Below are 16,261 nucleotides of genomic sequence, written 5' to 3'. Positions count from 1 at the left end.
ATGCAAGGCGCGATGATACGTCAGCAGCCACCCGTCACCGGCCGTAGCAAGCCGGTGCCGCGTGGTGCCAGCCGACTGGTGGCCGACGAGCCCGTATCGGCGCGCCTGCCGCGGCCAAGCTTCGGCGGCCTCAAGCGTCTGCTGTGGCCGGTATTGCTGGTGGCCGCCGGTTTTGGCGCCTATGAGGGTGCCATTCGCCTGATGCCCTACGCCGACCGGCCGATCACCAAGATTGCCGTGCAGGGCGACCTCAGCTACATCAGCCAGCAGGCGGTGCAGCAGCGGATCGCGCCCTACGTGGCGGCGAGCTTCTTCACCGTCGACCTCGCGGCGATGCGCGTCGAGCTCGAGCAGATGCCCTGGATCGCCCACGCCGAAGTGCGCAGGGTGTGGCCGGACGAGGTGGTTATCCGCCTGGAAGAACAGTTGCCGGTGGCGCGCTGGGGCGACGAGGCCTTGCTCAACAACCAGGGGCAGGCCTTCACCCCGCGCGAGCTGGCCAACTACGAGCACCTGCCGCAGCTGTTCGGGCCGCAGCGCGCTCAGCAACAAGTCATGCAGCAGTATCAGGTATTGAGCCAGATGCTGCGCCCCATGGGCTTTTCCATCGCTCGCCTGGAGCTGCGCGAGCGAGGCAGCTGGTTCCTGACCACTGGCGCGGGTAGCGCCGGCCCAGGCATCGAGCTGCTGCTGGGGCGCGACCACCTGGTGGAGAAGATGCGCCGTTTCATTGCCATTTACGACAAATCGCTTAAAGACCAGATCACCAATATCGCCCGCATCGATCTGCGTTATTCCAACGGACTTGCCGTTGGTTGGCGGGAACCGAATGCACCGACGACGGCCCAACCCGCCGTTGCGAAGAATTAGAGAGAGGCAGGACCATGGCAAACGCGCATAGCGGCAAAATGATCGTCGGGCTGGACATCGGCACCTCCAAGGTGGTGGCGCTGGTGGGTGAAGTCGGCGAGGACGGCACCCTGGAGATCGTCGGGATCGGCACCCATCCGTCACGCGGCCTGAAGAAGGGCGTGGTGGTGAATATCGAATCGACCGTGCAGTCGATCCAGCGCGCCGTCGAAGAGGCCCAGCTGATGGCCGGCTGCCGCATCCATTCGGCGTTCGTCGGTGTTGCCGGCAACCATATCCGCAGCCTGAACTCCCACGGCATCGTCGCCATCCGCGACCGTGAAGTCAGCACCGCCGACCTCGAGCGCGTGCTCGATGCCGCCCAGGCCGTGGCCATCCCGGCCGACCAGCGGGTGCTGCACACCCTGCCGCAGGACTACGTGATCGACAACCAGGAAGGCGTGCGCGAGCCCCTGGGCATGTCGGGCGTGCGCCTGGAAGCCAAGGTCCACGTGGTTACCTGCGCGGTGAACGCGGCGCAGAACATCGAAAAATGCGTGCGTCGCTGCGGTCTGGAAATCGACGACATCATCCTCGAGCAACTGGCCTCGGCCTACTCGGTGCTGACCGACGACGAGAAAGAGCTGGGCGTGTGCCTGGTGGACATCGGTGGCGGCACCACCGACATCGCCATCTTCACCGAAGGCGCGATCCGCCACACCGCGGTAATTCCGATCGCCGGCGACCAGGTCACCAACGACATCGCCATGGCCCTGCGTACGCCTACGCAGTACGCCGAGGAAATCAAGATCCGCTACGCCTGCGCTCTGGCCAAGCTGGCCGGTGCCGGAGAGACCATCAAGGTGCCGAGCGTGGGTGATCGCCCGCCGCGCGAGCTGTCGCGCCAGGCCTTGGCCGAAGTGGTGGAGCCGCGTTACGACGAGCTGTTCACCCTGATCCAGGCTGAGCTGCGCCGCAGTGGCTACGAGGACCTGGTGCCGGCCGGCATCGTCCTCACCGGCGGTACCGCGAAGATGGAGGGTGCCGTGGAACTGGCCGAGGAAATCTTCCACATGCCGGTACGCCTGGGCGTGCCGCACAGCGTCCGCGGGCTGAGCGACGTGGTCCGCAACCCGATCTATTCCACCGGCGTGGGCCTGCTCACCTACGGCCTGCAGAAGCAGTCCGAGGACCTGTCCCTGACCGGTATCAGCAACAGCAACAGCAGCAACAACAGCTATGGCGATGAACCCAAGGGGCCAGTGCTTGAGCGACTCAAGCGTTGGGTCCAGAGCAACTTCTGAGTTTCAAAGCAGTAGTGGTAGGCGCGACAACTAGAGAACTGTAAGGAGAGGGAAAATGTTCGAGCTCGTAGACAACGTCCCGCAAAGTCCGGTCATCAAGGTGATCGGCGTCGGCGGTGGCGGCGGCAACGCCGTCAACCACATGGTCAAGAGCAGCATCGAGGGCGTGGAATTCATCTGCGCCAACACCGATGCTCAGGCGCTGAAAAATATCGGCGCGCGCACCATCCTGCAACTGGGCACCGGTGTGACCAAGGGCCTGGGTGCTGGCGCCAATCCGGAAGTCGGCCGTCAGGCCGCGCTGGAAGACCGTGAGCGCATCGCCGAAGTGCTGCAGGGCACCAACATGGTATTCATCACCACCGGCATGGGTGGTGGTACCGGTACCGGCGCGGCGCCGATCATCGCCGAAGTGGCCAAGGAAATGGGCATCCTTACCGTCGCGGTGGTGACCCGTCCGTTCCCGTTCGAAGGTCGCAAGCGCATGCAGATTGCCGACGAAGGCATCCGCATGTTGGCTGAAAGCGTCGACTCGCTGATCACCATCCCCAACGAGAAGCTGCTGACCATCCTGGGCAAGGATGCAAGCCTCTTGTCCGCCTTCGCCAAGGCCGACGACGTGCTGGCCGGCGCCGTACGTGGCATCTCGGACATCATCAAGCGTCCGGGCATGATCAACGTCGACTTCGCCGACGTGCGCACAGTGATGGGCGAGATGGGCATGGCCATGATGGGGACCGGCTGCGCCAGCGGCCCTAACCGTGCGCGCGAAGCGACCGAGGCGGCGATTCGCAACCCACTGCTCGAAGACGTCAACCTGCAGGGCGCCCGCGGTATTCTGGTGAACATCACCGCTGGCCCAGACCTGTCGCTGGGTGAATACTCCGACGTCGGTAGCATCATCGAGGCCTTCGCCTCCGACCATGCGATGGTCAAGGTCGGCACTGTGATTGACCCGGACATGCGCGACGAACTGCACGTGACCGTCGTGGCAACTGGCCTTGGCGCTCGCATCGAGAAGCCGGTCAAGGTGGTCGACAACACCCTGCAGACTGCTCAGCAGGCATATGAGGCCTCCAATCCTGCCCCGGCTCGCCAGGAGCAGTCGGCCGTCAACTACCGTGACCTGGAGCGCCCGACCGTGATGCGCAACCAAGCCCATGCAGGTGCTGCGGCTGCCGCTAAACTCAACCCCCAGGACGATCTGGATTACCTGGATATCCCGGCGTTCCTGCGTCGTCAGGCCGATTAATGGAATTTATCAGGGGTATAAGGGTGATTGGTGTTCAGCAAAGGCCGGGTCTGTTATCATCCCCAGCCTTTGTTGATACCTGTTCGCAATTTGCGCTGAAGCGGCCAATGCCATGATTAGACAACGCACCCTGAAGAATACCATCCGTGCCACAGGCGTCGGCCTGCACTCCGGGGAGAAGGTCTACCTGACCCTCAAGCCTGCGCCTGTCGACACCGGCATCGTCTTCCGTCGCGCCGACCTCGACCCTGTGGTCGAAATTCCGGCGCGCGCGGCCAACGTCGGCGAGACCACCATGTCGACCACGCTGGTCAACGGTGACGTCAAAGTCGATACGGTCGAGCACCTGCTCTCCGCCATGGCGGGCCTGGGCATCGATAACGCCTACGTCGAGCTCTCCGCCTCGGAAGTGCCGATCATGGATGGCAGTGCCGGACCCTTCGTATTCCTGATCCAATCGGCCGGCCTGGAAGAACAGGACGCACCGAAGAAGTTCATCCGCATCCTGCGTGAAGTGACAGTGGAAGAGGGTGACAAGCGCGCCACTTTCCTGCCCTTCGACGGGTTCAAGGTGAGCTTCGAGATCGATTTCGATCACCCGGTCCTCAAGGGCCAGACCCAGAGCGCTGTTGTCGACTTCTCGAGCACCTCGTTCGTGAAGGAAGTCAGCCGTGCCCGTACCTTCGGTTTCATGCGTGACATCGAGTACCTGCGCAAGCACAACCTTGCGCTGGGTGGTAGTGTCGAGAACGCCATCGTCGTCGACGAGACGGGTGTGCTAAACGAAGACGGCCTTCGTTCCGATGACGAATTCGTCAAGCACAAGATCCTCGACGCCATCGGCGATCTGTACCTGCTGGGCAACAGCCTGATCGGCGAGTTCAAGGGATACAAGTCCGGGCACGCGCTGAACAACCAGCTGCTGCGCAAGCTGATCGCGGAAACCGACGCTTGGGAAGTGGTGACTTTCGAAGATGCCAGCACGGCACCGATCTCGTACATGCGCCCTGTTGCGGCTGTGTAAGTTCGAACACTCTCTCTAGTGATTAAGGCCACCCTCGGGTGGCCTTTTTTATACGCGATGATCCAGGTTGCATCTTATTTGGAGTCGGGTTTGAGCAAAACCGATCAAGTCTTGGCATGTGTCGCCAGCCGCTCCAGCGCCGCCTTGAGCTTGGGATCGCTGATGCCCTCGGCGGACCCGCGGATGCTCAACGCGGCAGTTTCCGTCAGCTCCGGGCCTTGGCCTGCGCGCTTCGCTGGGACCAAGGGCGGCTGTACCTTGAATTGGATGCGGCTGAGGTTGGCGAAGGCTTCCATGGCCTGGAGCTGGCGTTGCAGACGCTTCTGCTGGTAGCGCAGGCGGGTAGCCCAATGGCCGTCGGTTACCACCAGCAACAAGGTGCCTTCCTTCCAGGACGCCACGTGGCAATGCTCCCGGGCGGCCGGTTGCAACTGACTCTCGAGCAGACGCTGCAGATGCTCGATGCGCTCGGCTTGGTTGAGCAGCAAGCGCAGTGGCCGCGCCTTGCGCAGCAGGTCGGCGGGTGGGCGGGCAGGGCTAGGTTTGTAGGCCATGGGATTGCGCTGAAAATGACAGGACCATCAGTCTAACAGTTGGTCATTCATCACGGGGCCCGCTCGGCCCACACGCCGTGATCAGGGGCGGGAGCAGACTGGCCCCGCGATCGTCCGTCGGATCTTGATACAAGTCATTGGCGATACGTTTCATCTATGCGCACCTTGAACTTGTGCAAAAAGGCCCTATGTTAGTCAGGCCCCCTAAAAGCGCTGTGCCAGCATCGTGGAAATCCACCACTTTCCTCACCATCGTTTCCGGGTAGAATGCTCGTTCGCATGCGGCCTCTGGGCTGCACGGGCGACTCATGGGGCCGCCCTCCATCCCTACGTGTGGAAGATCCTGCCGATATGTTTGCGCCTTTGTTAAAAAAACTTTTTGGAAGCAAGAACGAGCGTGAAATCAAACGCATGCTCAAGACGGTGAGCACCGTCAATGCCTTCGAAGAGAAGATGGTGGCCCTCTCCGATGAGCAACTGCGGGGCAAGACCGCAGAGTTCAAGGAACGCCTGGCCAAAGGCGAAACGCTCGACCAACTGCTGCCAGAAGCCTTCGCGGTAGCCCGCGAGGCCGGCAAGCGCGTGATGGGCATGCGTCACTTCGATGTCCAGCTGATCGGCGGCATGACCTTGCACGAAGGCATGATCGCAGAAATGCGTACCGGTGAAGGCAAGACCTTGGTCGGTACCCTGGCCGTCTACCTCAATGCGCTGTCCGGCAAGGGTGTGCACGTGGTCACCGTCAACGACTACCTGGCCCGCCGCGACGCCAACTGGATGCGCCCGCTGTATGAGTTCCTCGGCCTGACCGTCGGCATCGTCTCGGCGTTCCAGCCGCCGGAAGAGAAGCGTGCCGCCTACGCCGCCGACATCACCTACGGCACCAACAACGAATTCGGGTTCGACTACCTGCGCGACAACATGGCGTTCAGCCAGGACGAGAAGTTCCAGCGTGAGCTGAACTTCGCGGTGATCGACGAAGTCGACTCGATCCTCATCGACGAAGCGCGTACCCCGCTGATCATCTCCGGCCAGGCCGAGGACAGCTCCAAGCTGTACATCGAGATCAACCGCCTGATCCCGCGCCTGACCCAGCACATCGAGGAAGTCGAAGGCCAGGTGACCCAAGAGGGTCACTACAGCATCGACGAGAAGAGCCGCCAGGTCGAACTGAACGAGGCCGGCCACCAGTTCATCGAGGACATGCTCACCCAATCCGGCCTGCTGGCCGAGGGCGAGAGCCTGTACTCCGCGCACAATCTGGGCCTGCTGACCCACGTCTACGCCGGCCTGCGGGCGCATAAACTGTTCCACCGCAACGTCGAGTACATCGTCCAGGATGGCCAGATCCTCCTGATCGACGAGCACACCGGCCGCACCATGCCGGGCCGCCGCCTGTCCGAGGGCCTGCACCAGGCCATCGAGGCCAAGGAAAACCTGAACATCCAGGCCGAAAGCCAGACCCTGGCCTCGACCACCTTCCAGAACTACTTCCGTCTGTACACCAAGCTGTCCGGCATGACCGGTACCGCCGACACCGAGGCGTTCGAGTTCGCGCAGATCTATGCGCTCAACGTGATGGTCATCCCGCCGAACAAGCCGTTGGCGCGCAAGGACTTCAACGACCTGGTGTACCTGACCGCCGACGAGAAGTACGCGGCGATCATTGCCGACATCAAGGAAAGCATGGCCCAGGGCCGTCCTGTCCTGGTCGGCACCGCGACCATCGAAACCTCCGAGCACATGTCCAACCTGCTCAAGAAGGAAGGTATCGATCACAAGGTCCTGAACGCCAAGTACCACGAGAAAGAAGCCGAGATCATCGCGCAAGCCGGTGCGCCGGGTGCCCTGACCATCGCCACCAACATGGCCGGCCGTGGTACCGACATCCTGCTGGGCGGTAACTGGGAGGCCGAAGTCGCCGCCCTGGACAACCCGACCGCCGAGCAGATCGCCCAGATCAAGGCCGACTGGCAGAAGCGTCACCAGCAGGTGCTGGAGGCCGGTGGCCTGCACGTGATCGCCTCCGAGCGCCACGAATCGCGCCGTATCGACAACCAGCTGCGTGGCCGTGCCGGCCGTCAGGGTGATGCCGGTTCGAGCCGCTTCTACCTGTCGCTGGAAGACAGTCTGATGCGCATCTTCGCCTCTGACCGGGTGAAGAACTTCATGAAGGCTTTGGGAATGCAGTCCGGCGAGGCCATCGAGCACCGCATGGTGACCAATGCCATCGAAAAAGCGCAGCGCAAGGTCGAGGGCCGCAACTTCGATATCCGCAAGCAGCTGCTCGAGTACGACGACGTGGCCAACGAGCAGCGCAAGGTGATCTACCACATGCGCAACAGCCTGCTAGCGGCCGAGAACATCGGTGACACCATCGCCGAGTTCCGCCAGGAAGTGCTCGATGCAACCATCAGCCAGCACATCCCGCCGCAATCGCTGCCCGAACAGTGGGACGTGGCTGGCCTGGAGGCCTCGCTGTCCAGCGACTTCGCCATGAAACTGCCGATCCAGCAGTGGCTCGACGAGGACGATCACCTCTACGAGGAGACCCTGCGCGAGAAGCTGCTCAAGGAAATCACCGACGCCTACAACGAGAAGGAAGACCAGGCCGGCATCGACGCCCTGCGTACCTTCGAGAAGCAAATCCTGCTGCGCGTGCTGGACGACCTGTGGAAAGACCACCTGTCGACCATGGACCACCTGCGCCACGGTATCCACCTGCGCGGCTATGCGCAGAAGAACCCCAAGCAGGAGTACAAGCGCGAATCCTTCACCCTGTTCCAGGAGCTGCTCGAGTCGATCAAGCGCGACACCATCCGCGTGCTGTCGCACGTTCAGGTCCGTCGCGAAGACCCGGTCGAGGAAGAAGCCCGTCTGCGCCGCGAGGCCGAGGAACTGGCCAGCCGCATGCAGTTCCAGCACGCCGCCGCACCTGGCCTGGAAGGCGAGCAACTGGCCGAGGAGGGCGCTGAAGTCGCCGTCGCATCGGCCCCTGTGCGCAACGACATGAAGCTCGGTCGCAACGAGCCTTGCTGGTGTGGCTCGGGCAAGAAATTCAAGCATTGCCATGGTCAGATTGAATGATCTGAACCACCTGCAGTAACGTGACACATCCGGGGCCGCTTTGCGGCCCCGCTTTTTGTTCTCAACCGATTTATCTAGGAGCGCTCTAATGGCTGTTGGTCTTGGTCCCCTGCCCACCCTGCACCCGGTTCCCGGTTTCGAACTCGGTATCGCCTCGGCGGGCATCAAGCGCCCGGGGCGCAAGGATGTGGTGGTGATGCGCTGCGCCGAAGGCTCCAGCGTCGCCGGCGTGTTCACCCTCAACGCCTTCTGCGCGGCACCGGTGATCCTCTCCAAGCAGCGTGTGCAGGGCACCGTGCGTTACCTGCTGACCAACACCGGCAACGCCAACGCCGGCACCGGCGCACCAGGCCTGGCCGCCGCCGAGCGCACCTGCGCCAGGCTGGCCGAACTGGCCGGTGTGCCGGCCGAGTCGGTCCTGCCGTTCTCCACCGGCGTGATCGGCGAGCCGCTGCCGGTCGAGAAGATCGAAGGCGCGCTGCAGGCCGCCCTGGACAACCTGTCGGAAAACAACTGGGCCGAAGCCGCCACCGGCATCATGACCACTGATACCCTGCCCAAGGGCGCCAGCCGTCAGTTCCAGTTCGACGGCAAGACCATCACCGTCACCGGTATCAGCAAGGGCGCGGGGATGATCCGCCCGAACATGGCCACCATGCTCGGCTACATCGCCACTGATGCCAAGGTCGCCCCGGCGGTGTTGAAGGACCTGATGCTCGACGGCGCCAACAAGTCGTTCAACCGCATCACCATCGACGGCGACACCTCGACCAACGACTGCTGCATGCTGATCGCCACCGGCAAGGCCGATGTGCCGGAAGTGACCGAAGCCAGCGGCGCGCTGTTCGAAGCGCTGAAGCAAGCGGTGTTCGAAGTGTGCATGGAGGTGGCGCAGGCTATCGTCCGTGACGGCGAAGGCGCCACCAAGTTCGTCACCGTGCAAGTCAACGGTGGTGGCAACCACCAGGAGTGCCTGGACGTCGGCTACGCCGTGGCTCACTCGCCGTTGATCAAGACCGCGCTGTTCGCCTCCGACCCCAACTGGGGCCGCATTCTCGCAGCTGTCGGTCGCGCCGGCGTGCCCGAGCTGGATGTCAGCCTGATCGATGTGTATCTGGACAGCGTGTGCATCGCCAGCAAAGGCGGGCGCAGCCCGAGCTACACCGAGGCGCAAGGCTCGGCGGTGATGGCCCAGGAAGAGATCACCATCCGTATCGACCTCGGCCGTGGCCAGTGCAGCGAAACCATCTGGACCACCGACCTGTCCCACGAGTACGTGAAGATCAACGCCGAATACCGCACCTGATGTCACAGGGGCTGCACAGCAGCCCCAATATCTCGAATTCTATGGAGCCGAACCATGAGCTATCACCTGATCATCGGCGACAAGCTGTATTCCTCCTGGTCGCTACGCGGCGCCCTGGCTCTTGAGCTGGCTGGCACCCCCTACGAAGAAACCCTGGTCAAGCTCAACCAGCCCGACACCCGCCAGCGCCTGCTGGCCTTCTCGGCGACCGCCAAGGTGCCGCTGCTCCAGAGCGAGCATGGTGTGATCGCCGACTCCCTGGCCATCGCCGAATACCTCAACGAACGCCACCCTGAGGCTCGCCTGTGGCCTGAGGACATCGCCGCCCGTGCCCAGGCCCGTTCGGCCTGTGCCCAGATGCACAGCGGCTTCTTCGCCCTGCGCGGCGCCATGCCGTTCGACCTGTCCCGCGACCAGGCGCTGGAAAGCGTGCCGCTGGATGTGCAGGTCGACATCGACCGCATCGTCGCCCTGTGGTCCGAGTGCCGCCTGGTGGCCAAGGATAGCGGCCCGTTCCTGTTTGGCCGGCCGACCCTGGCCGATGCCTTCTTCGCCCCGGTGGCCGTGCGCCTGCGCACCTACCGCGTCGAGGTGCCGGCCGAGGCCGCCGCCTACATCGAAACCATCTACCAGTGGCCGGCCTTCCAGGCCTGGCAGCAGGCTGGCCTGGCGGAGCGTGAAGGGTGAAACGGATTCATGTAGTGGCCGCGGTCATCCGCGGTACCGATGGTCGCATCCTGATCGCCCGTCGTGCGGATACTCAGCATCAAGGCGGCTTGTGGGAGTTCCCCGGCGGCAAGGTGGAAGCGGGGGAGAGCGTCGAAGCGGCGCTGGCCCGTGAGCTGCGTGAGGAGCTGGGTATCGAGGTCACGGGTTCGCGCCCGCTGATCAAGGTCAGCCACGATTACCCGGACAAGCAGGTGTTGCTCGATGTGCGCGAGGTGGATGGCTTTACCGGTGAGCCACATGGGGCAGAAGGGCAGCCTTTGGCGTGGGTGGCTCCGCGTGACCTGGGGCAGTATGCGTTCCCCGAGGCCAACAAGCCGATCGTCGCCGCCGCGCGTTTGCCCGATCAATACCTGATCACCCCGGACGGTCTGGAAGTGCCCGAGTTGCTCAAAGGTATCCAGAAGGCCGTGGCCAGCGGTATCAGGCTGATCCAGCTACGGGCACCGGACATGTACGACCCCAAGTACCGCGATGTGGCGGTCGACGCGGTTGGCCTGTGCGCAGGCAAGGCGCAACTGATGCTCAAGGGGCCGCTTGAATGGCTCGGCGACTTCCCGTCTGCCGGCTGGCACCTGACCGCCGCGCAGTTGCGCAAGTACGCGGCCAAGGGCCGGCCGTTCCCGAAGGAGCGCTGGCTGGCGGCGTCCTGCCACAGTGCCGAGGAGCTGGCATTGGCCGAGCAGATGGGGGTGGACTTCGTCACCCTGTCGCCGGTGCAGGCGACGCAGACTCATCCTGAGGCTGAGCCGTTGGGTTGGGATGAGGCACAGCGCTTGATCGCCGGGATCAGCCATCCGGTGTTTCTGCTGGGTGGGGTGGGGCCGGGTGAGCGGGAGCAGGCGTGGGATGCCGGTGCTCAGGGCGTGGCGGGGATTCGGGCGTTCTGGCCTGGGGCTTGAGTCATCCGCCAATCGCGGGCCAAGTCGGGTCGCCGCAGCGCCGCTCCGACTTGCCCCGCGATGCTTTCAGACGGGCTTCTCGGCCGTCTGCCACAGCACTTCGTCGACACCTTGGCGTCGTCCAATGATCCGTGCTGCGACAAACAGCAGGTCCGACAGCCGGTTGATGTAGGCCAGCCCCACTCCCTCCAGCGGCTCCAGCGTGTTCAACTGCTGGCAGCGTCGTTCAGCTGCGCGTGCCGCGCTGCGACATACATGGGCCTGGGCCACCAGCATCGAGCCTCCGGGGAGGATGAAGTTCTTCAGTGGCCCCAACTCGTCGTTCCAGCGGTCTATCGCAGCCTCCAGGCGCTCCACTTCAACGCTGTTCAGCGCCTGGTAAGTGGGCATCGCCAATTCGCCCCCCAGGTCGAACAGCCGATGCTGACAAGGCGCCAGCACCTCGATCAGCTCGCCCAACCCTGCCTCGGCCAGACCCGCCAGCAACACGCCGAGCTGGCTGTTGAGGCTGTCGACCTCGCCGATCGCCTCGACGCGCGGATGGTCCTTGGGCACCCGGCGCCCGTCGCCCAGGCCGGTTTCACCTTTGTCGCCGGTGCGGGTATAGATCTTCGACAGGCGATAGCCCATGTCATGTCTCCGTGTTCAGGGGGGCCGGTTGGGCCTGGTTCAGGGGCAGGCGCAGGGTGAAGCAGGTACCCTGGCCGGGGGTGGACTGCACTTCCATCTGCCCCTTGTGGTTGTTGGTGATGATGAAATACGACACCGACAGGCCCAGGCCGGTGCCCTGGCCGATCTCCTTGGTGGTAAAGAATGGCTCGAAGGTGCGCTTGCGCACCGTCTCGGGCATGCCGACGCCGTTGTCCTCGACCTGGATTTCCGCCCAGGGCGGGTTGAGCCTGGTGCGCAAGGTGATACGCCCAGGCTCGCTGGGTTGCGGGCGCTGGTGGATGGCCTGGGCGGCATTCTTCAGCAGGTTCAGCAGCACCTGCTCCAGTTCGTTGGCGGTGCAGGGCACCGGCCCCAGCTGTGGGTCGAACTGGCGGACGATGGCCTGTCCCTTGAAGTCGAAGCCGATGGCCAGGTCGAAGTCATTGCCGGCAATCTCCACCGCCTGGTCGATCAACGCCGGCAGGTCGCAAGGGACTAGCTGGCGGTTGCTGCGGCGGCTGAAACTGAGCATATGAGTGACGATCTTCGCGGCCCGCGCGCCGGCTTGCTGGATGCCGTCGAGCAACTGTGGCACCTCGCGGCTGGCCAGGTAGCGATTGATGGTCGGCAGGTCGATGCCCAGCTCGTTGGCCTGCTCCTGATTGCGCGGCAGGTCCGGCGACAGACGGCGGCGGATGTTCTGCACGTTGTGCAGGATCGCGCCCAGCGGGTTGTTGATCTCGTGTGCCATGCCGGCCGCCAGGCCGCCGACAGAGAGCATCTTCTCGGATTGCACCATCATTTCTTCCAGCGATAGACGCTGGGTGATGTCGTCGATACGGATCACCACGCCGCGTCCGCCACCGCCCATCAGCGGGTAGAAGGTCAGCGCGTAGTGACGCAGGTCCTCGCCCTTTGGCCAGGTGACCCGCTCGATCTTGGCCACCCGGTGTTTCTCCACGCTCTCCTTGAGCTGCGGCAGGAACGGCTTGAGCGGCTCGAAGGCGAGGAAGATCGGTTGGTTCAGCGCTTCGTCCAGCGGTGTCCCGGAGAGTACCGTGGCCTCGTGGTTCCACTGGGTGACGTAGAGCTGTTCATCGAGGGCGATCAGCGCCGAGGGCATTGAGTCGATGATGCTGTTGAGGTAGTTCTGGAAACCGGTGAGCTTTTTCTCGATCTTGCTGCGGACCTGGACTTCCAGCTCCAACTTGCGGTTGGTGTGGCGGGTTTCCTCAGCCAAGCCCTGGGCCTGGTCGTAGGCGTTTTGGAATTCGTCCCGGGTGCGTTTGAGTTGCTGTTCACGGGCTTCAATGCGCGACAGCATGGTGTTGAACGCTTCAGCCAGGCCGCCGATCTCGTCGTCATTGCCGCGCTGGGCGCGCAGGGCATAGCTCTCCTCACGGGTGACCTGGCGGGTCAGCTCTTCAAGGCGGTTGATCGGCAGTGTGATCAGGCGTTTGATCTGCCGAGCGATGACTAGCCACAGCAGCACGCTGAAAACCAGGATCGCCAGGCTGGCGGAGAGGGTGCCGGTGTAGAACGCGGTGGGCAACTCGCTGCTGGCCACCAGCAGCAGGTGTGCGGGTGGGGCGGCGCTGCGCGGCAGGCGGATCAGCTGAGTACTGCGAAACTCCATCAGGCGCCAGCCATCGATGTTGCGGTAGCGCTTGGGCAGGGTCAGCGGGTCGCCATGCTGTAGTTGCGCCAGCAGGCGGCCATCGCCGCCATAGATCGCCGCGGCACGCAGGGGGGCATAGCTGTCGAGTTCCTTGAGCAGCGCGCTGGCGGTCTCCGGTGTGTCGCCGGCGCGGGCCGACAACTGCGGATTGGACACCAGCTTGCCGATGGTCTGCAGGGCCTGGGGGGCCATACTCTCCTGGGTGATCCAGTAGGCGGCGCTGATGAATGCCAGGTTAGCCACCAGCAGAATGGTCACCAGCAGCACCAGCAGGGCCGCCAGCAGTTTCTGCCCGACCGGGAGGTTTTCCAGGCGTTGACGCAGGGTCATGGGTCTGAGGGTGTCCGTTTCCGATGAATGGGCAGGATCAGTCGCTGCGCAGGCCGCGGGCCTGCAGGTTATCGACAAGGCGTCGGTGCAGGTGTTCCAGTTGCGGCACTGCCAGGCCGTGTCTGCCGGCGGCACGACAGGCGTGGCCGAGCAGGTAGTGGACCTCGGTGCGCCGGCCATGGCGGACATCCTGGTACATGGAAGAATAGTTGGCCGCGGTGGCCAGGATCACTCGCTGTACTTCCTCGTGCAGGTCGCTGGCCGCTTCGGGCTGGCCGCAACGATGCAGCAGGTTGACCAGTTCGTCGCACAGCGGGTCGACTTCGGTCAGGTGCCCGAGCAGGCCGCCATTCTGGCAGTCGTGCAGTACCGTCAGCGGGTTGATCGCACAGTTGAGCGCCAGTTTGCGCCACAGGCGAGCAGGGATGTCGAGCGCCCACTCGGCCGGTATGCCGGCCTCGTGCAGGTCGTCGAACCAGGTCGGCATGCCCGGGCTGGCCGGATCACCCAGCCAGTTGAATCCGTGGCCGGCAAAGCGAACCTGCCAGTCGGCTTCGCGGAACGCGCCCTCGGTGCTGGAGGCGAAGATGCAGCGGGCGTGGGGCACCTGCTCGGCGACCTCGTCCTGGCTGCCCAGGCCGTTCTGCAGCAGTATCAGCTCGGCGCCATGGGCCAGCCTGGGGGCCAGGCGCGCCACGGCAGGCGCGGCGTCATAGGCCTTGCAGGCGACCAGCAGGCGATGGATCGGGCCGGGCGCGTCGAAGCTCTCCGCGGGGATCGCATAGTGGTGCTGGACATCCTGCTCCATCAGGGTCAGCCCGCCCTTGCGTTCATAGGCGGCCAGGCGCTGCTGGTCGCGCAGGATAAGGCGGACTGCCTTGCCCGAGCGGGCCAGGCGGCAGGCCCAGAGGCTGCCGAGGCTGCCGGCGCCGAGAATATGCCAGGTGCTGCTCATCTGCGTTTCGCAACCCGTTATAATGAGTCCGCATTTTAACCATCAAACCCGACGCGCTCCATCTTCAGGCCGAGCGCGCTTTTTTTTCTGGAGATCAACCATGCCTTCGTTCGACGTGGTATCGGAACTGGACAAGCACGAAGTGCAGAACGCTGTCGACAACGCCATCAAGGACCTCGACCGTCGCTACGACTTGAAGGGCAAGGGCACCTTCGAGTTTAAGGACAAGGAGCAGACCGTGCTGCTGACCGCCGAGGAGGAGTTCCAGCTCGAGGCCATGCTGGAAATCCTGCGCCTGGCACTGGTCAAGCGCAAGATCGACGTCAAATGCCTGGAAACCAAGGATCCCTACGCTTCGGGCAAGGAGAAGAAGCAGGAAGCCAAGTTCCGCGAAGGCATCGACAAGGACCTGGCCAAGAAGATCGTTGCCACCATCAAGGACGGCAAGCTCAAGGTCCAGGCCGCCATCCAGGGCGAGCAGGTTCGCGTCACCGGCAAGAAGCGCGATGACCTGCAGGAGGCCATTGCCTTGCTGCGCACCAAGGAATTCGACATGCCGCTGCAGTTCAACAACTTCCGCGACTGATCGTACAGCGGCCCGGAACCTTGATGGCGCATTGATGTCCATCGGGGTCAGGGCCGCTGGCTTTGCGCTGCCCGCTTCACTGTGTACTTGCCGTTCGGCATCAGGAGATAAACATGGATTTGAACGCTGAAGTCGATCAGCTTGTTCGCCAATCGCAGACCTGGGTTCCCTTGATCATGGAGTACGGCAGCCGCCTGTTGCTGGCGCTGCTGACGCTGGCCATCGGCTGGTGGATCATCAACAAACTCAGCGCCCGTCTCGGCAAGCTGGTGGGCCTGCGCGCCGACGCCGCACTGCAGGGCTTCATCAGCACCCTGGCCAATATCGTGTTGAAAGTGCTGCTGATGGTCAGCGTGGCGTCGATGATCGGTATCGAGACCACCTCGTTCGTCGCCGCCATCGGTGCCGCCGGCCTGGCTATCGGCCTGGCCTTGCAAGGCAGCCTGGCCAACTTCGCCGGCGGCGTGTTGATCCTGATGTTCCGCCCCTTCCGTATCGGTGACTGGATCGAGGCCCAAGGGGTCAGCGGTACCGTGGACAGCATCCAGATCTTCCACACCGTGCTGCGCACTGGCGACAACAAGACCGTGATCATGCCCAACGGCAGCCTGTCCAACGGCATCATCACCAACACCAACCGCCAGCCGACCCGTAAGGTGGTGTTCGACGTGGGGGTGGATTACGACGCCGACCTGCAGAAGGCTCGCAATGTACTGCTGGAGCTGGCCCAGGATCCGCGTGTACTGCAGGACCCGGCGCCGCAGGCGGTGATTTCGACCCTGGGCGACAGTTCGATCACCGTGTCGCTGCGCATCTGGACCAAGACCGCCGACTATTGGGACGTGATGTTCATGCTCAACGAACATGCCCGTGATCGGCTCAAGGCCGAAGGCATCGACATTCCCTTTCCACAGCGAGTGATTCGCGTGGTGCAGGAGACCGTGGCGTAACATAAGCGTCCGCGAAATCGGGGCGGCGGGGGGGCGCCCCCCGCGCCCCCCCCCGCGCCGCCGCGGGGGGGGCACAAAAAAGGGGGGGAGGGGGGGGGGAGGGGAGG

General features: G+C 63.7%; 14 protein-coding genes. 10 read left to right on the top strand and 4 right to left on the bottom strand.

Translation table 11 applies throughout. The features are described 5' to 3' along the window. The 4 genes from OH705_RS05285 (at position 1) to lpxC (ending at position 4,429) form a co-directional block, all read left to right on the top strand. Entirely contained in the window at positions 1 to 870 is an 870-nt protein-coding gene (locus OH705_RS05285; protein WP_023629819.1) for a cell division protein FtsQ/DivIB, read from the top strand. 14 nt (positions 871 to 884) lie between these two features. Next, on the top strand, positions 885 to 2,153 hold the full coding sequence (ftsA, locus tag OH705_RS05280; protein WP_094010215.1) for a cell division protein FtsA: 1,269 nt from the start codon (positions 885 to 887) through the stop codon (positions 2,151 to 2,153). A gap of 55 nt (positions 2,154 to 2,208) precedes the next feature. Next, positions 2,209 to 3,405 (top strand): cell division protein FtsZ, encoded by a 1,197-nt coding sequence (ftsZ, locus tag OH705_RS05275; RefSeq protein ID WP_023629818.1) that lies wholly within the window; start codon positions 2,209 to 2,211, stop codon positions 3,403 to 3,405. Between the two features lie 112 nt (positions 3,406 to 3,517). After that, complete coding sequence (lpxC, locus tag OH705_RS05270) at positions 3,518 to 4,429, top strand: UDP-3-O-acyl-N-acetylglucosamine deacetylase (RefSeq protein WP_023629817.1); 912 nt, start codon at positions 3,518 to 3,520, stop codon at positions 4,427 to 4,429. Positions 4,430 to 4,533: 104 nt separating this feature from the next. On the opposite strand, the gene OH705_RS05265 is transcribed toward lpxC, so the two are convergent. Continuing rightward, positions 4,534 to 4,983, bottom strand: a complete 450-nt coding sequence (locus tag OH705_RS05265; RefSeq protein WP_023629816.1) for a DUF721 domain-containing protein — start codon at positions 4,981 to 4,983, stop codon at positions 4,534 to 4,536. 351 nt (positions 4,984 to 5,334) lie between these two features. Here OH705_RS05265 and secA point away from each other — a divergent pair, with 351 nt between their 5' ends. The 4 genes from secA (at position 5,335) to OH705_RS05245 (ending at position 11,004) form a co-directional block, all read left to right on the top strand. Further along, entirely contained in the window at positions 5,335 to 8,070 is a 2,736-nt protein-coding gene (gene secA / locus OH705_RS05260) for a preprotein translocase subunit SecA (RefSeq protein WP_031314821.1), read from the top strand. Positions 8,071 to 8,158: 88 nt separating this feature from the next. Further along, the gene (gene argJ, locus OH705_RS05255; RefSeq protein WP_038707417.1) at positions 8,159 to 9,376 is read left to right on the top strand and encodes a bifunctional glutamate N-acetyltransferase/amino-acid acetyltransferase ArgJ; all 1,218 of its coding nucleotides are present in this window, start codon (positions 8,159 to 8,161) and stop codon (positions 9,374 to 9,376) included. 54 nt (positions 9,377 to 9,430) lie between these two features. Further along, on the top strand, positions 9,431 to 10,063 hold the full coding sequence (locus tag OH705_RS05250) for a glutathione S-transferase family protein (RefSeq protein ID WP_267301258.1): 633 nt from the start codon (positions 9,431 to 9,433) through the stop codon (positions 10,061 to 10,063). Beyond that, positions 10,060 to 11,004, top strand: coding sequence for a Nudix family hydrolase (locus tag OH705_RS05245; RefSeq protein WP_267301256.1), 945 nt, complete (start codon positions 10,060 to 10,062; stop codon positions 11,002 to 11,004). Before OH705_RS05250 ends, OH705_RS05245 begins: the two co-directional genes overlap by 4 nt. A 66-nt stretch (positions 11,005 to 11,070) precedes the next feature. Here OH705_RS05245 and OH705_RS05240 read toward each other — a convergent pair whose 3' ends face one another. Genes OH705_RS05240 through OH705_RS05230 form a run of 3 tightly spaced genes read right to left on the bottom strand, consistent with a single transcriptional unit; the run spans position 11,071 to position 14,618 of the window. Next, complete coding sequence (locus OH705_RS05240) at positions 11,071 to 11,634, bottom strand: cob(I)yrinic acid a,c-diamide adenosyltransferase (RefSeq protein ID WP_267301254.1); 564 nt, start codon at positions 11,632 to 11,634, stop codon at positions 11,071 to 11,073. 1 nt (position 11,635) lies between these two features. After that, positions 11,636 to 13,663, bottom strand: a complete 2,028-nt coding sequence (locus tag OH705_RS05235) for an ATP-binding protein (RefSeq protein ID WP_038707420.1) — start codon at positions 13,661 to 13,663, stop codon at positions 11,636 to 11,638. A 37-nt stretch (positions 13,664 to 13,700) separates the two neighbouring features. Continuing rightward, the gene (locus OH705_RS05230) at positions 13,701 to 14,618 is read right to left on the bottom strand and encodes a putative 2-dehydropantoate 2-reductase (RefSeq protein ID WP_094010213.1); all 918 of its coding nucleotides are present in this window, start codon (positions 14,616 to 14,618) and stop codon (positions 13,701 to 13,703) included. A gap of 100 nt (positions 14,619 to 14,718) precedes the next feature. Here OH705_RS05230 and OH705_RS05225 point away from each other — a divergent pair, with 100 nt between their 5' ends. Both OH705_RS05225 and OH705_RS05220 read left to right on the top strand, forming a co-directional pair. Continuing rightward, a complete protein-coding gene (locus OH705_RS05225; protein WP_011535522.1) occupies positions 14,719 to 15,204 on the top strand; it encodes a YajQ family cyclic di-GMP-binding protein in 486 nt (161 codons plus the stop codon). A gap of 113 nt (positions 15,205 to 15,317) precedes the next feature. After that, the gene (locus OH705_RS05220; RefSeq protein WP_023631294.1) at positions 15,318 to 16,154 is read left to right on the top strand and encodes a mechanosensitive ion channel family protein; all 837 of its coding nucleotides are present in this window, start codon (positions 15,318 to 15,320) and stop codon (positions 16,152 to 16,154) included. Positions 16,155 to 16,261 lie beyond the last annotated feature (107 nt).

The organism is Pseudomonas sp. BJa3 (assembly GCF_026343815.1).
Classification (GTDB): Bacteria; Pseudomonadota; Gammaproteobacteria; order Pseudomonadales; family Pseudomonadaceae; genus Aquipseudomonas; species Aquipseudomonas soli.
This window is presented reverse-complemented; position numbering and strand designations above follow the sequence as displayed.

Excerpts from the sequence above, each read along its gene's own strand:
- OH705_RS05285 (WP_023629819.1), top strand. The coding sequence starts at position 1 with ATGCAAGGCGCGATGATACGTCAGCAGCCACCCGTCACCGGCCGTAGC.
- ftsA (WP_094010215.1), top strand. The coding sequence starts at position 885 with ATGGCAAACGCGCATAGCGGCAAAATGATCGTCGGGCTGGACATCGGC.
- ftsZ (WP_023629818.1), top strand. The coding sequence starts at position 2,209 with ATGTTCGAGCTCGTAGACAACGTCCCGCAAAGTCCGGTCATCAAGGTG.
- lpxC (WP_023629817.1), top strand. The coding sequence starts at position 3,518 with ATGATTAGACAACGCACCCTGAAGAATACCATCCGTGCCACAGGCGTC.
- OH705_RS05265 (WP_023629816.1), bottom strand. The coding sequence starts at position 4,983 with ATGGCCTACAAACCTAGCCCTGCCCGCCCACCCGCCGACCTGCTGCGC.
- secA (WP_031314821.1), top strand. The coding sequence starts at position 5,335 with ATGTTTGCGCCTTTGTTAAAAAAACTTTTTGGAAGCAAGAACGAGCGT.
- argJ (WP_038707417.1), top strand. The coding sequence starts at position 8,159 with ATGGCTGTTGGTCTTGGTCCCCTGCCCACCCTGCACCCGGTTCCCGGT.
- OH705_RS05250 (WP_267301258.1), top strand. The coding sequence starts at position 9,431 with ATGAGCTATCACCTGATCATCGGCGACAAGCTGTATTCCTCCTGGTCG.
- OH705_RS05240 (WP_267301254.1), bottom strand. The coding sequence starts at position 11,634 with ATGGGCTATCGCCTGTCGAAGATCTATACCCGCACCGGCGACAAAGGT.
- OH705_RS05235 (WP_038707420.1), bottom strand. The coding sequence starts at position 13,663 with ATGACCCTGCGTCAACGCCTGGAAAACCTCCCGGTCGGGCAGAAACTG.
- OH705_RS05230 (WP_094010213.1), bottom strand. The coding sequence starts at position 14,618 with ATGAGCAGCACCTGGCATATTCTCGGCGCCGGCAGCCTCGGCAGCCTC.
- OH705_RS05225 (WP_011535522.1), top strand. The coding sequence starts at position 14,719 with ATGCCTTCGTTCGACGTGGTATCGGAACTGGACAAGCACGAAGTGCAG.
- OH705_RS05220 (WP_023631294.1), top strand. The coding sequence starts at position 15,318 with ATGGATTTGAACGCTGAAGTCGATCAGCTTGTTCGCCAATCGCAGACC.